Here is a 232-nt window from a genome sequence, read left to right as displayed (position 1 = left end):
TGCGAGCGGCGGGGCCGCTCGATCGTCTACGCCCTCTACGACCACCACGTGGCCGAGCTGCTGGACCAGGCGCTGTTCCACGTCGAGCACCTGCGCCTGGGGCTGCGGGACACCCCGCACGACGCGGCGGCCACCGGGGAGCGGGTCACCGCGCCACGGTGACCCGCCACCGTACGGGCCGTGCGATCACCGGCACCCCGCTCTGTACCTACTGGTATGTACACTGATCGCA

General features: G+C 71.6%; 1 pseudogene. It reads left to right on the top strand.

What is annotated here, in order from left to right:
• A pseudogene (locus ACSNOK_RS36430) lies at positions 1–162 on the top strand (transcriptional regulator); the annotation flags it as partial.
• Positions 163–232: the final 70 nt, after the last annotated feature.

The organism is Streptomyces sp. URMC 126, from assembly GCF_051386555.1.
Classification (GTDB): Bacteria; Actinomycetota; Actinomycetes; order Streptomycetales; family Streptomycetaceae; genus Streptomyces.
The sequence above is the reverse complement of the archived record's forward strand: the minus strand, read 5'-3'. Positions and strand labels throughout refer to the sequence as shown.